Annotated in this window: 11 protein-coding genes; 5 read left to right on the top strand and 6 right to left on the bottom strand. The window is 72.7% G+C overall.

Annotation, left to right across the window (positions count from 1 at the left end; translation table 11 throughout):
- Positions 1-59: 59 nt before the first annotated feature.
- The gene (locus ACFVYF_RS03260; RefSeq protein ID WP_389449944.1) at positions 60-1,025 is read right to left on the bottom strand and encodes a peptidoglycan-binding protein; all 966 of its coding nucleotides are present in this window, start codon (positions 1,023-1,025) and stop codon (positions 60-62) included.
- Positions 1,026-1,193: 168 nt separating this feature from the next.
- Here ACFVYF_RS03260 and ACFVYF_RS03255 point away from each other — a divergent pair, with 168 nt between their 5' ends.
- Entirely contained in the window at positions 1,194-3,260 is a 2,067-nt protein-coding gene (locus ACFVYF_RS03255) for a DHA2 family efflux MFS transporter permease subunit (protein ID WP_389449941.1), read from the top strand.
- A gap of 38 nt (positions 3,261-3,298) precedes the next feature.
- Here ACFVYF_RS03255 and ACFVYF_RS03250 read toward each other — a convergent pair whose 3' ends face one another.
- Positions 3,299-3,814 carry a GNAT family N-acetyltransferase gene (locus ACFVYF_RS03250; protein ID WP_389449938.1) on the bottom strand — a complete coding sequence of 172 codons (516 nt, stop codon included), beginning with the start codon at positions 3,812-3,814 and terminating at the stop codon, positions 3,299-3,301.
- 187 nt (positions 3,815-4,001) lie between these two features.
- On the opposite strand from ACFVYF_RS03250, the gene ACFVYF_RS03245 reads away from it, so the two are divergent.
- Both ACFVYF_RS03245 and ACFVYF_RS03240 read left to right on the top strand, forming a co-directional pair.
- Positions 4,002-4,718, top strand: coding sequence for a hypothetical protein (locus ACFVYF_RS03245; RefSeq protein WP_389449935.1), 717 nt, complete (start codon positions 4,002-4,004; stop codon positions 4,716-4,718).
- 5 nt (positions 4,719-4,723) lie between these two features.
- Positions 4,724-5,572 carry a hypothetical protein gene (locus ACFVYF_RS03240; RefSeq protein ID WP_389449932.1) on the top strand — a complete coding sequence of 283 codons (849 nt, stop codon included), beginning with the start codon at positions 4,724-4,726 and terminating at the stop codon, positions 5,570-5,572.
- A gap of 454 nt (positions 5,573-6,026) precedes the next feature.
- On the opposite strand, the gene ACFVYF_RS03235 is transcribed toward ACFVYF_RS03240, so the two are convergent.
- A complete protein-coding gene (locus ACFVYF_RS03235; protein WP_389449929.1) occupies positions 6,027-6,431 on the bottom strand; it encodes a DUF1992 domain-containing protein in 405 nt (134 codons plus the stop codon).
- 128 nt (positions 6,432-6,559) lie between these two features.
- On the opposite strand from ACFVYF_RS03235, the gene ACFVYF_RS03230 reads away from it, so the two are divergent.
- Positions 6,560-6,955 carry a hypothetical protein gene (locus ACFVYF_RS03230; RefSeq protein WP_389449926.1) on the top strand — a complete coding sequence of 132 codons (396 nt, stop codon included), beginning with the start codon at positions 6,560-6,562 and terminating at the stop codon, positions 6,953-6,955.
- A 22-nt stretch (positions 6,956-6,977) separates the two neighbouring features.
- Here ACFVYF_RS03230 and ACFVYF_RS03225 read toward each other — a convergent pair whose 3' ends face one another.
- Positions 6,978-7,649 (bottom strand): O-methyltransferase, encoded by a 672-nt coding sequence (locus ACFVYF_RS03225; protein WP_389449924.1) that lies wholly within the window; start codon positions 7,647-7,649, stop codon positions 6,978-6,980.
- A 227-nt stretch (positions 7,650-7,876) separates the two neighbouring features.
- Positions 7,877-9,280, bottom strand: coding sequence for a glycine betaine/L-proline transporter ProP (gene proP, locus ACFVYF_RS03220; RefSeq protein ID WP_389449921.1), 1,404 nt, complete (start codon positions 9,278-9,280; stop codon positions 7,877-7,879).
- 370 nt (positions 9,281-9,650) lie between these two features.
- Here proP and ACFVYF_RS03215 point away from each other — a divergent pair, with 370 nt between their 5' ends.
- On the top strand, positions 9,651-11,702 hold the full coding sequence (locus tag ACFVYF_RS03215; RefSeq protein ID WP_389449918.1) for a bifunctional glycosyltransferase 87/phosphatase PAP2 family protein: 2,052 nt from the start codon (positions 9,651-9,653) through the stop codon (positions 11,700-11,702).
- On the opposite strand, the gene ACFVYF_RS03210 is transcribed toward ACFVYF_RS03215, so the two are convergent.
- Entirely contained in the window at positions 11,662-13,299 is a 1,638-nt protein-coding gene (locus tag ACFVYF_RS03210; RefSeq protein ID WP_389449915.1) for a hypothetical protein, read from the bottom strand. The two genes, ACFVYF_RS03215 and ACFVYF_RS03210, sit on opposite strands and share 41 nt — an antisense overlap.
- Positions 13,300-13,316: the final 17 nt, after the last annotated feature.

The following is a 13,316-nucleotide window of genomic DNA, read 5'->3' as shown; positions in this document are numbered from 1 at the left end:
AACTCGGCGCGCCTGACCGGGTATTCAGGCGTTGGCCGCGCCACTGGCGGGGAACGGCCTCACGGCTCCGCCGTCTCCGACTCCAGGCCCGTTCGGGTGGCCGGGCCGTACACGCCCTGTTCGTCCGCGGTGATGCCGCGGGCCCCCTGGTAGCGGCGGACGGCTTCCTCGACCCGGTTGTCGTAGGTGCCGTCGGGGGTGCCGATGTACAGGGCCAACTGGGTCAGCCGCAGCTGGAGTTCGGTGACCTCGGGGCCCTGGTCGCCGGGTCGCAGGACCTGGGCGCCGCGTTTGTCCTGGCCGGTGTCGGTGGGGGGTCCGACCGAACCGGTGGCGCGAGCGGTCGTCGGTGCTTGCGTCGGAGTGGCCGGCCGCGAGGGCGTCGCCGACGTACCGGACGGTGCTGCCGAGGGCGACGGGCCGGTGCCGGATGTCGTCCCGGTTGCCGGGGCCGTCGGGCTCGCGCTCCGGGACGCCGGTGCCGAGGCGGTCCCGGCCGGGGACTGCTCCGGCACGCTCTCCCGTACGGAGTCCGGCAGCGCGCTGTCCCGCTCGGGGGAGTCGTACGACAGCAGACCGCTCGCGAATCCCGCGGCGGCCAGGACGCCCACGACGGCTCCGGCGGCTCCGACGAGTGCGATACGGCGCCGGGGCCGGTCGCCGGGGGGCGGGGACGCGGCGCCGGAGGCCACGGTGGCAGGGGCCTGTTCCTGGGGGAGCCGGGCCTCCTCCGGTTCCGGTCCGGGCGTCGCCTTCGGCAGGGGCGTCGTCCGCTCGGACTCACCCCGGCTCGTCTCGTCACGGCTCGCGTGGGGCGTACCGGAAACGTGGACGTCTGGCGTTCCGCCGACGTCCACATAGGGCCGTATGCGCAGGGGATCGAAGTCCTCCGCTGCCGCCGCGTCCGCGGTGCGGGCGTCGCGGAGGGCGTCGGAGGCTCGCTGGGTGCACGCGCAGGACGGTGTGCCGTCCGGCTCCCGGTGCGTTCCGCACTCCGGGCAGACAGATCCCTTCGGTCCGCTCACGTGTGGTCCCTCCCCCTCACGGATTCCAGAGAATATCCGGACCGCCCTCACGGAATCTCCCCGGCTCCCTGGGATTACCGGCCTCCGCGGAGGACTCAACAGGCCATAACTGGACACACCGACCAGGATGGAAGCTGACCGAGATCCAGGGGCCCATGGGAGGTCCGTATGACCGGGGACGTGCAGGGCACGGACGCGGCGGTGGCGAGCCCGGGCCCGGCGCCCGAGGGCCAGGTGCACGGCAGCGTCCTCGTGTCGATCGGCGCGCTGCTGCTCGGCATGCTGCTCGCCGCCCTCGACCAGACGATCGTGTCGACCGCGCTGCCGACCATCGTCAGCGACCTCGGCGGCCTTGAGCACCTGTCCTGGGTCGTCACCGCGTACCTGCTCGCGTCGACCGCGGCGACCCCGCTGTGGGGCAAGCTCGGCGACCAGTACGGCCGCAAGAAGCTCTTCCAGACCGCGATCGTGATCTTCCTGATCGGGTCCGCGCTGTGCGGCATGGCGCAGAACATGCCCGAGCTGATCGCCTTCCGTGCCCTGCAGGGGCTGGGCGGCGGCGGGCTGATCGTGCTGTCCATGGCGATCGTCGGCGACCTCGTCTCGCCGCGTGAACGCGGCAAGTACCAGGGCCTGTTCGGTGCCGTCTTCGGTGCGACCAGCGTGCTCGGGCCGCTGCTCGGCGGGTTCTTCACCGAGCACCTGAGCTGGCGCTGGGTCTTCTACATCAACCTGCCCGTCGGCGTGGTGGCGCTCGCCGTGATCGCCACCGCCCTGCACATCCCGCGGCGCAGCGCCCAGCACGTCATCGACTACCTCGGCACCTTCCTCATCGCCGCGGTCGCGACCTGTCTGATTCTGGTCGCCTCACTCGGCGGTTCCACGTGGGGCTGGACCTCGCCGCAGCTGATCGGTGTCGCCGTCCTCGCGGTGGTGCTGGCCGTGGCCTTCGCCGCCGTGGAACGCCGGGCGGCCGAACCGGTGCTGCCGCTGAAGCTGTTCCACATCCGCACCTTCACGCTCGCCGCCGTCATCAGCTTCGTCGTCGGCTTCGCCATGTTCGGCGCGATGACGTATCTGCCGACCTTCCTCCAGGTCGTCCAGGGCATCTCGCCCACCATGTCCGGCGTGCACATGCTGCCGATGGTGTTCGGCCTGCTGATCTCGTCCACCGCCTCCGGCCAGATCGTCAGCCGCACCGGCCGCTGGAAGGTGTTCCCCATCGCGGGCACCGGCGTCACGACCCTCGGGCTGCTCCTGCTGCACCAGCTCGACGAGAACAGCGGCACCGCCACGATGAGCGCCTTCTTCTTCGTCTTCGGCCTCGGCCTCGGCCTGGTGATGCAGGTCCTCGTCCTGATCGTGCAGAACGCGGTCTCGTACGAGGATCTGGGCGTCGCCACCTCCGGCGCCACCTTCTTCCGCTCCATCGGCGCCTCCTTCGGCGTGGCCATCTTCGGCACGATCTTCGCGAGCCGCCTCGGCGACAAGCTGACGGCCGCGCTCAGGGGACAGCAGCTGCCCGCGGGCCTCGACGCGAACGCCCTCAAGTCCGACCCGAAGGTCATCGCCGGGCTCCCGGCCTCGCTCCGCCCGTCGGTGCTGCACGCGTACGCCTCGTCGATCACGGACGTGTTCCTGTACGCGGCCCCGGTCGCGTTCGTCGGCTTCGTACTCGCCTGGTTCCTGCGCGAGGACCGGCTGCGGGGCTCCGTGACCGCACCGGACGTGACGCAGACGCTGGCCAGCAACCCCGTCGAACGGTCCTCGTACGACGAGGTGTGCCGGGCGCTGTCGGTCCTCGGCACCCGCGAGGGGCGCCGTGAGATCTACGAGAAGATCACCGCGCGGGCGGGCTACGACCTGCTCCCGGCCGCGAGCTGGGTGCTGCTGCGCGTGAAGAAATACGGCCGGGTCGAGCCCGGGGTGCTGGCCGAGCGCAGCCCCGTGCCGCTGAACGTCGTGCTCGCCGCTGCCCGTCAGGTGGAGGAGCGCGGCCTCGCCACCCGCGAGGGCGTGGACCTGATCCTCACCGACCGGGGCCGTGAGGTCGCCGGGAGACTGGCCAAGGCCCGTGAGGAGTCCCTGGCCGAGCTGCTGGGGGACTGGTGGGGCCCGGACCGCCCGACGGACCTGGTCCAGCTGGTCGAGGAGCTGAACGCCGAGCTGTGCGGTTCCGACGCGGAGCGCCCGCACGACGGTGAGGTGAAGCGGCCGCGCGGCGGCTTCGCGTGACCCGGTTCGCCCGCGGTGGCTTCGAACCCTGAGCGGACTCAGGCCGTCAGCGGCTTCGTGAACCAGTGCTCGGCGTAGGCGCGGGTGTGCTGCGGTGCGGTCTCCTGATAGCCGAGGCGCGCGTACAGGGTCCGGGCCTCCACCAGGTCGGTGCGGGTGTCGAGCACCATCCGCTCGGCGCCGAGTCCGCGGGCCGCGTCCTCCGCCGCCCGCACCAGGAGCGCGGCACCGCCCCTGCCGCGCATCTCCGGGTACAGGAAGACCCGGGTGAGTTCGGCGGTGGCCGGCTCCGTCAGCCGGAGGCCCGCGCTGCCGGCGGGCTCACCGTCGTACCGCCCCACCAGCAGCAGGCCACCGGGCGGGGCCAGGTACTCCCCGGTGTCCGCGGCGATCTCCCGTTCCAGCTCGCCGGGTTCGGTCGGGCGGCCCTCGTGGAGCTGGTACCAGCGGTCGCTGACCTCCGTGTAGTACGCCCGCCACAGCGCGGCGGCGACCGGCGAGTCGAAGGGTTCGGGGGCGATGGTCCAGGCGGTGGTCCGGGTCATGCCGGCCATTCTCACGATGTCCCGCACCCCGCCCGCAACTGGATTTGCCTCGACGCGAGGTGTCCCGCGGCGGCGCGAGCGGCCCGCGTACGCCCTCGCGCGGCGCGCTCGGTGGCCGGGCGCCGTTTGAGGACCGTCTCGCGGGCAACCCGGACGGAGAACCGGCCCGTTGGGTCGAGAACTCCGGAAGGCACCCATGTCCACAGGCGTGATCATCGCTCTGATCGTGATCGTGGCGGCCGTTGCCCTAGTCGCGGCCGCCCTGACCCTCCGAGCCCGCAGGCCGCAGGGCGGGCACAGCCTGCAGCGGCGCTTCGGGCCCGAGTACGACCGTGCCGTCGCCCGGCACGACGGTGACGCGAAGGCCGCCGAGCGCGACCTCACCGAGCGGGTGAAGCGGCACGGTTCGCTGCGCGAGACGCCGCTGGAGCCCGCGGCCCGCCAGCAGTACGAGGCCCGCTGGGCCGCCGTCCAGGAACGCTTCGTCGACTCACCGCGGGACGCGGTGACCGAGGCCGACCGGCTGATCGGCGAACTCGCGGGAGCCCGCGGCTTCCCCGACGGCGGCCGACACGAGGAGCAGGTCGAGGCCCTCTCCGTGCACCACGCGCGGCATGTCCAGGGCTACCGCCGGGTCCACTCGGCCGTGCACGCCGGCTCCGACACCGCCGCAGCCGAGAACGGCTCCGGTACGGAGGAGCTGCGTGAGGCCCTGGTCGAGGCCCGCGCGCTCTTCGAGGACCTCATGACATCCGACCACAAGCACACCCACCGCAAGGACACCGTCCAGCGCGGCGCGGACACCGGTACGCAGCAGACGGAGCGGGCCGCGGACGACCCGGAGCCGGCTGCGCCCGGTTCCCGCGGTCATGCGCCGTGGACGTTCAACAGGCGCCACGCCAAGGGGAGTTGACGGATATGCCAGATGTGACATCAGACGGCGGTGCGGACCGCAGGAGCAAGGCACGGCAGGCCGAGGCGGTCACAGGACGCGAGACCGCCGAGACGCGGGAGGCCGCGGCCGCGCACGAGGCCGCGGGTACGACGGGTACTCCAGGCCCCGGTACCGCGGCGCGCGACGAGGGTCGCGGCGCCACGGATCGCGGGAGCGCGGCGAGCGCCCGGCCGCAGGCCACCGGCCCGCTCGCGGGGCGGTCCGCGACGGGCGTCGGCGAGAGCGCCGGCGCGGCCGGTGAAGGACGCGCCAGGGCCGCCCGCGCGGGCACCGGCACGGGGTTCGGCGAGGACGGCGGTCGCGCCACCACTGCCGCGGGCGCCACTCCCGGGGTCCGTGAGGGCAGCGGAACAGGGCTCGGTGAGGGCGGGCGCGCCAGGACAGCCGAAGGGGTCACCCCTGGTGTCCGCGAGGGCACCGGCACCGGGCTCGGTGTGGACGCCGGTTCCCCGGCGAGCGGCGAAGGCATCACCCGGGTCCCCCGCGAGGGCACCGGTACGGCCGGCCGCGAGGGCACCCACGGGCACGGCGGGCCGCTGCTCGCGCACGACGAGTCCGACAAGCTCGCCCTGCGGCTCCAGCACGCCGTCGGCGGCTTCGTGGACGGGCCCCGTACGGCCGTCGAGGAGGCCGACCAGGTGCTGGAGGAGGTGGCCGCGCGCTTCACGGACGCGATCACCCAGCGCCGCCGCACACTCCAGGCGTCCTGGCAGCGGGCCGGCGACAGCAAGGGCACCGAGACCGACACCGAACAACTGCGGCTGGCCCTGCGGGACTACCGCGAGATGGCGGAACGGCTGCTGCACACCTGACGCGACCGCGCCCGGCGTACGGCGGGCGGCCAACACCCGCCCACGCCGAGACCGCCCCGCGCACGGCGGCCACCACCGCGTACGGCGATGCGCACCGCACTCAGCGCTGCGCACCGCACGCGGTGAAGCCGCACTTGTCCCACGGCGGCCCGCGCCACCCCACGGCGGCCACCACCGCGTATGGCGATGCGCACCGCACTCAGCGATGCGTACCGCACTCAGCGCTGCGCACTGCTCGCAGCGGCGCGCAATGCCCGCAGCGGCGCGCACTGCTCGCAGCGATGCGTACCGCACGCGGTGAAGCCGCACTTGTCCCACGGCGGCCCGTGTCACCCACGGCGGCCCGCGTCACCCACGGCGAGACCGCCCCGCGTAAGGCGAGGCCACCGCGCGAAGCGAGGCCGTGCCCCGGACCATGTTCCCGGGGCGCGGCCTCGCCGTGTGGCGTGTGGTGTCAGTCGGCCCGGCGTTCGTGCCAGTCGCGGACGATCTCCTCGACGTCGTACGGCTTGAGGCCGAGCGGAGGTCCCGGCGGCGGCTTGAACATCACTTCGCGGATCTTGGCGTTGATGTCCTCGACGATCCGGCGGACGACGCGCTCCGAGGGGGCGGCCGCCGCCGCGGCGAGCGCGTCCTCGGCCTCCTTGCGCAGGGCCAGTGTCGGATGCAGCACCGACAGTCCTTCGCGGGCCATCTTCTGCTTGATCCACCACAGTTCGTCGTACGACGTGCTGCTGATGCTCGGCAGCGGCTTTCCCGCGCCGGCGAGTTCCGCGAACTCCCCGCGCGCCTCCGCCTCGCGGATCTGTTTGTCGACCCAGGTCTCGAAGCTGACGCCCGGTGGCTTGCGCTCGGTCATGTGTCCAGTGTGCCGGACTTCGCCCGCCGGCACGATGGTGCGATCTATCATGCGGCGGCGGCGCGCCAACCACGCTCCGCGCAAGGACACTTGGATCGTCACGACCCGCTGGACCCGAAGGAGCGCACGTGCTCGAACTCACCATGGCCTCGGTCTCCGGGGCGGACGCCGGGGCGACGGCCGGCATGCTGATGGCCGACGCGCCCAGCGACCCGGGCGCCGTGCTGCGGTTGGGCCGGGACAAGGCCGTGTGCCGGCTGGCGACGCCGGACGACTGGCTGTTCGTCTCCCGGGTCCATCTGGAGTTCCTGTGCGGTCCCGACGGGACCTGGCAGGTCAGCTGGCTGCGCGGCTCGCACCCCGACCCGTCGTCCGAGGTGCGGCTGACGCTGGCCGGATTCCCGCCGCAGCCGCTTCCGTACGGCGGGACGGCCAAGCTGCCGCAGGGCGGCTCCGGGGAGCTGGTCATCCAGGACCGCACCGGTCCGCGCAGTGTGAACGTCGGCTTCTACCACGAGGCGTGAGGCCCGGCGCGGCTTGGCACCCTCAGGCCAGCACCCGCGCCAGCGCGAACCCGTCGTACCCCTTGCTGCCCACCGTCTGGATCGCCGTACCGGTCAGCTTCGGGTGGGAGGCGAACAGTTCCAGCGCGGCCCGGGTGCCCCGCACGCTCGGGTCGTCGCTGCCCGCCTCGGTGACCCGGCCGCTGCGGACCACATTGTCGAGGACGATCAGGCTGCCGGGGCGGGTGAGCTTGGCCGCCCACTCGACGTAGTGCGGGTTGTTGACCTTGTCGGCGTCGATGAAGACCAGGTCGAAGGGCTCGGGGTGCTCGTCGGCCAGCTTGGGCAGCGACTCCAGGGCCGGGCCCACCCGCACCTCGGAGATCTTGTCGAGGCCGGCGCGGGCGAGATTGCGGCGGGCGACCTCGGCGTGCGTGGTGTCGTACTCCAGGGTGATGAGCCGGCCGTCGGCGGGGAGCGCGCGGCCCAGCCAGATCGTGCTGTAGCCGCCGAGCGTGCCGATCTCCAGGATGCGGCGGGCGCCCTGGATCTGGGCGAGGAGCTGGAGCAACTTGCCTTGGTTCGGCGCGACGTTGATGGGCGGCAGCCCGGCCGCCTCGCTGTCGCGCAGGGCCGCGGTCAGCGTCTCGTCGGGCGGGGAGAGCAGGGTGGTGAAGTAGTCGTCGACGTCGTTCCAGAGCTGTGACTCGCTCATGCACCAATGCCTTTCGTATCTAGTTAGAGGAGCTAACTAGTTCCGCTAAGGAATATAGCCGTGCGTATGGGCGGTTGTCAGCGTCTTTGCCGGGCGACCGCACCGGGTCAGCCGATCGGCGGAGATGCCCGCGCGAGGGGCGCGGGCACCTCTGGACGGAGCGCGCTGAAGGCGCCACCGGACGGCGCGCGGCGGAGGCCGCGGTTCCGGGGCGGCGGATCAGTGGATCAGCGGGCCCGCGCGTCCGCGGCCGGTTCCACCGCGGGCGCGGACCCGGGCAGCGGCTTGCCGGCCGACTCCGTCATGAACCACACCGCCGTACCGCCGATCACGGCGGCGGCCATCATGTAGTACGCGGGCATCATCATGTTCCCGGTCGCCCCGATCAGCGCCGTGACCACCAGCGGGGTGGTGCCGCCGAAGAGCGAGACGGAGACGTTGAAGCCGATGGAGAGCGATCCGTAGCGGACCTTCGTCGGGAAGAGCGCGGGCAGCGCCGCCGGCATCGCGGCGGTGAAGCAGACCAGGAGCAGACCGAGCGCGCCCATGCCGAGGGCGACGGCGAGCAGGCTGCCCTGGCGGATCAGCAGGATGGCCGGGACGGACAGCGCGAGGAAGCCCGCGCAGCCGGCGGCGATCACCGGACGGCGCCCGACGCGGTCGGTCAGGGCGCCCGCGAAGGGCTGCACGACCATCATCAGCGCCATCACGCCGAGGACGACGAGCAGACCGTGCGTCTCGTCGTACTTCAGCTCGCTCGTCAGATAGCTGGGCATGTACGACAGCAGCATGTAGTCGGTGACGTTGAAGACCAGCACCAGGCCCATGCACAGGAGCAGCGCCTTCCACTGGCCGCTCACCATCGCGCGCAGCGGCACCCTGGGGCGGTCCTTCTCCTTGCGGGAGGCCTTCTCCAGCTCGGCGGCGAACGCCGGGGTCTCCTCCAGCCGCATCCGCAGATAGAGGCCGATGATGCCCATCGGGCCCGCGATCAGGAACGGGATGCGCCAGCCCCAGGACAGCAGGTCGGCACTGGACAGCAGGGCGGTCATCAGGGTCACCAGGCCGGCGCCGCCGATGTAACCGGCGAGTGTGCCGAACTCCAGCCAGCTTCCGAAGAAACCGCGCTTCTTGTCCGGCGCGTACTCGGCGATGAACGTGGAGGCGCCCGCGTACTCGCCGCCGGTCGAGAAGCCCTGCACCAGGCGGGCCGCGAGCAGCAGCAGGGGAGCGCCGACGCCGATGGTCCCGTACGACGGGATCAGGCCGATCGCGAAGGTGCCCGCCGCCATCATGATCATGGTGACCGCGAGGATCTTCTGACGGCCGATGCGGTCACCGAGAGGGCCGAAGACCAGGCCGCCGAGGGGGCGGACCAGGAAGGCCGCGGCGAACGCGCCGAACGTGGAGAGCAGCTGCGCGGTGGGGTTGCCCGACGGGAAGAACACCTTGCCCAGCGTCACGGCGATGTAGCTGTAGACACCGAAGTCGAACCACTCCATCGCGTTGCCGAGTGCGGCGGCCTTGACGGCTCGTTTCACCAGAGCGGGGTCGGTGACGGTGACCTCCGGCCCGGTGGGGGCCGGTGGCGCGGCGGATACGACGGGAGCGACGGGAGTGACGGTCGGCAAGATTCCGCTCGCCTGCCTTTCGACGGGGACAAGGACAGGGCCCCTGTCGAAGCGGGCCGAAAACCGACGATAGGGGCTCTCACCGCTCTCACGTGGCGTGCACGACCCACCGCACAGTGCACATAAATGCCGCGTAACCAGGCGCGACGGCGGGTCCGAGGGGCACTTTTCGGACGGCTGATTGTGATCTTTGTCGCGGCCCGTGGAAGGAACCGGACCGTCCGCCCACTATCGTCATCCGGACAAAAGGCGGGCGGACGCCAGGTGAAGCGGGGGTTGCCTGCGTCTCTCCCCAGGGGGAATGCGAGCCTCATAGGGTTCGGACACGGACATACGGGCGTGACTGACGGGGCGGGAGGGCCGACGCGGCGTGGCGAATGCGGAGCGCAGAGGGCGACCGGAGGCTGCCTTCGGGACAGGGCCGGCCGGGACCGCACGGGCACGACTGGAAGCGGCCCGCGCAGGCCTCTGGCTGATCGCCGCCGTCCTGGCCGTACGGCAGGTCACCGCCGTCCTCGGCACGCCGAAGGGCGACCGGCTGACGGACCTGGAGACCTGGGTCGGCCCGAACGGCGTCCTGCACGTGAAGGGCTCGCTGTACGACTCGACGCAGTTCACCGGCACCCCGTTCGCCGGTCTCGTCCTCAAGCCCCTCACTCGTTCGGCGGAACAGGCCCTCGGCTGGGGCTGGACCTTCGGCACGCTGCTGCTCGTCGTGGCGCTCGGCCTGATCGTGGCGCGCGCCCTGCCGCAGCCGGTGACCCGGCGCTCGCGGCTGCTGGCGGCGCCCGTGGCGATCAGCCTGCTGATGCTCTCCCTGCCGGTGCGCAACACCCTCTACCTCGGCCAGACCAGCATCATTCCGGTGCTGCTCGTCCTGCTCGGCTGCTTCGCCGTCCGGGGGGAGCGCGCGAGCGGGGTCCTGATCGGGATCGGCGCGGCGCTCCAGCCGACCGTGCTGCTCTTCGCGCCGCTGCTGTGGTTCACCGGGCGCAGACGTGCCGCCGTGGCCACCGGCGGCACCTTCGCCGCCAGCACGTTGCTCGCCTGGGCCGCGCTGCCGCACGACTCGTACACCTACTGGGTGCACCACCTGGCGGGCGTCGGGCTCGGCGGTCAGGCCGACGACCTCGCCAACCAGTCCCTGCACGGCGCGCTGCTGCGCTTCGGCCTGGAGGGGCCGCTGGAGATCGGCCTGTTCCTGGTCCTCGGGGCGGCCGTCGCGGTCGTCGGCCTGCGCCGCGCGGTGCGCTACGCGCGCGACGGACAGCTGCTGCTCGCCGTCGCCGTCACCGGCTGTGTCGCGGTCGCGGTCTCCCCGACGACCTGGCAGCACCAGCTGCTGTGGGTGCTGCTCGCGGTGGTCGGCCGGGCCGGCCGGCGCGTCTCGGACCGGTTCGTGTGGCCGGTCGCCGTCGTCCTTGCGATGACCCTGCCCGCCAAGGCGCTGCTGCCGAACATGCCGGTGATGTATCCCGTCCGGGAGAACGTCCTCCTGATCGTGGCGCTCGCCGCCTCCTGCGCCGTCCCGTTCCTGTCCCTGAAGTCGCCCACGTTCCGCGCGCCCGCCCCCACCCAGTACGCGCCCGCCCGTCCGGCCCGGCTGCGGTGGGTGCCGCTGCTCCCGTTCTGGCGCCGGGTGCTGACCCGGCCGAGTCTGCTGCTCGAACTGCTGCTGATCCGCGTCTTCTACTCCGCGTACTCCTCCGTGCGGCTCGCGGCGACCGGTGGACGCGCCGCCGCGGAGAAGCACGGCCATGAGATCCACTCGCTGGAGAAGGCGCTCTTCATTGACGTCGAGCACGGCATCAACCACGCGATCGTGCAGGTCCCGTGGCTGGAGAACTTCTTCAGCTTCTACTACGAGTCGTTCCACTTCGTGGTGCCGCTGACGATCCTCGGTGTGCTCTACGCCCGCCGGCCCGCGGACTACCGCTGGGCCCGGTCCGCGCTGGGCTTCGGCACGCTGCTCGCCCTGGCCGGCTTCTGGCTGTACCCGCTGGCGCCGCCGCGGCTGATGCCGGGCCTCGGTTTCATCGACACCGTGCACGGCGCGCAGAACCTCGCCCAGCCGGACTACGGGGCGATGACCGCGGTCACCAACCAGTACGCGGCGATGCCCTCGCTGCACTTCGGCTGGTCCCTGTGGTGCGGCATCGTCATCGTCGTACTGGCCCCGAAGTGGTGGATGAAGGCGCTGGGCATGCTGCATCCGCTGCTCACGGTGTCCGCCATCGTCGCGACCGGCAACCACTGGGTGCTGGACGCGGTCGGCGGCGCGGCCGTGATCGGCGCGGGCTTCGGGCTCACCTATCTGCTGTCCGGGCCCCGGGCGGCGGCCGTCACCGCGGAGCCGCCGGGCCGGGAGCGGGACCCGTCGGTCAGCAGCCCCCCTGCCACGGCAGTCGGTACGAAGAGCTGATCCGGTACTCGCCCGGCTCGCTCACCCGGAGCCGGGTCCACTGTCCGGCCCGCTCCAGACAGCCGCCGTCGGTGCGCAGCCAGCGCGAGTAGGCGATCCGGACGGTGACCGGTCCCGGCTCCTCGACGCGCACGGTCAGCGCCGCGGCGCCGGCCCGTACGACGGAGGCGGGCCCCGAGACCAGCGCGGTCGCGTCCCGGACGCGGTAGACCCGCCAGTGGGCGTCCCGCCACACCGGCTCCAGCCAGGCCGGGCCCGAGCGCACCAGGGCGGCCTCGTCCTCGGCGGCCCAGTCCGGGGTGGCCTCCGGCAGGACGACGAAGCCCACCGCCCAGCGGTCCAGCCAGGCGCGGTAGGTGCGCGCGGAGAACGACCCGTCGTAGAAGAGGGCGCCGCGCTCCACGTCCACCTGGCGGTTCCAGCCGCGCGCGGTGTCGACGTGCGGGGCCAGGGCGGTGGTCTCGCGGTGGTTGACGGCCGGGACGACCTCGACGCGGGTGCGGCCGGCCCCGAGCCGGTCCAGTGCCGCGACCACGCCCTCGGTGTGCGTCGCCCAGGCGGGCACCGGCGTCGACATCTTCAGTACCTGGACCGTGTGCTGGGCCACCCAGTTCACCGACAGGGCGAGCGCGAGCGCCAGGGCGAGACGCCGTACGGCGTCGACGCGCCGTACGGCGTGCAGCCCCGGCGCCAGGAGCGCGGCGAGCAGCGCGGGCGGGGCGAAGAGCTCGGCGAGACGTACGACGTTCGAGCCGACCGGCGAGTCGATCAGCACCGTCAGCACGATCCCCGCCATGTAGACCAGGGCGCCCCGGCGCAGCGCGCGCCACTCTCGCGGTCCCGCCACGGCGAGGACGGCGCCGAAGAGCAGCGGTTTCCAGATGTCGTCGGTCTGCATCGGCTGCACACCGTCGAGCGGGAACAGCAGGCTCGTCGCCCCGATCACCACGACCGGGGGCGCGAGGAGTGCGGCGGCGGTGGCGAACTCCCGGGTCAGCAGCCGGGCCGCGCCGACGACCAGCAGGAACAGCCCGGCCGCCGGGCTCGCCATGGTGGCCAGCGCGGCGCACACCGCGGCCGTCGCAGGCCGCCGGGCCGGACCCGTCACCGCCAGACAGGCGGCGAGCCCGACGGCGGTGCCCAGCGCGAAGGTCGACCGCCCCGAGGCCACGTCGGCCCAGAGGGTGAGCGTGGCCAGCAGGGCGGGCCACAGCGGCCGTCGCATCCCGCTGCGGACGAAGAGGCACGCGGCGAGCCACGACCCGGCGAGCCCGGCCATGACCGTGACGGTCCGCACCCCGAGGACCGCCATCAGACAGGGCGACAGCAGGCTGTAGCTCGCCACGTGGATGCCGCCGTACCAGGAGAGGTTGTAGGGCGTGCCCGGATGCTGTCCGGTGAAGTCGCGCCAGGCCACCTGCGCCGCGAGGTCACCGCCGCCCGTCCCCAGATACGCGGCCCACAGCGCGTACAGCGGGACGGCGAGGGCCAGTGCCAGCAGCGGGACGGGGTGCGGCCGCCAGGAGCGGAGAGCGGTCCGGCGTGCTGCGGGCCGCCGGGCGGACGGCCCGGCGGTGGTCTCGAGGGTGGGCGGCACAGATCGCGTTCCGTTCC

This window comes from Streptomyces sp. NPDC058274 (genome assembly GCF_042881375.1).
In the GTDB taxonomy this organism is placed as follows: Bacteria; Actinomycetota; Actinomycetes; order Streptomycetales; family Streptomycetaceae; genus Streptomyces.
This window is presented reverse-complemented; position numbering and strand designations above follow the sequence as displayed.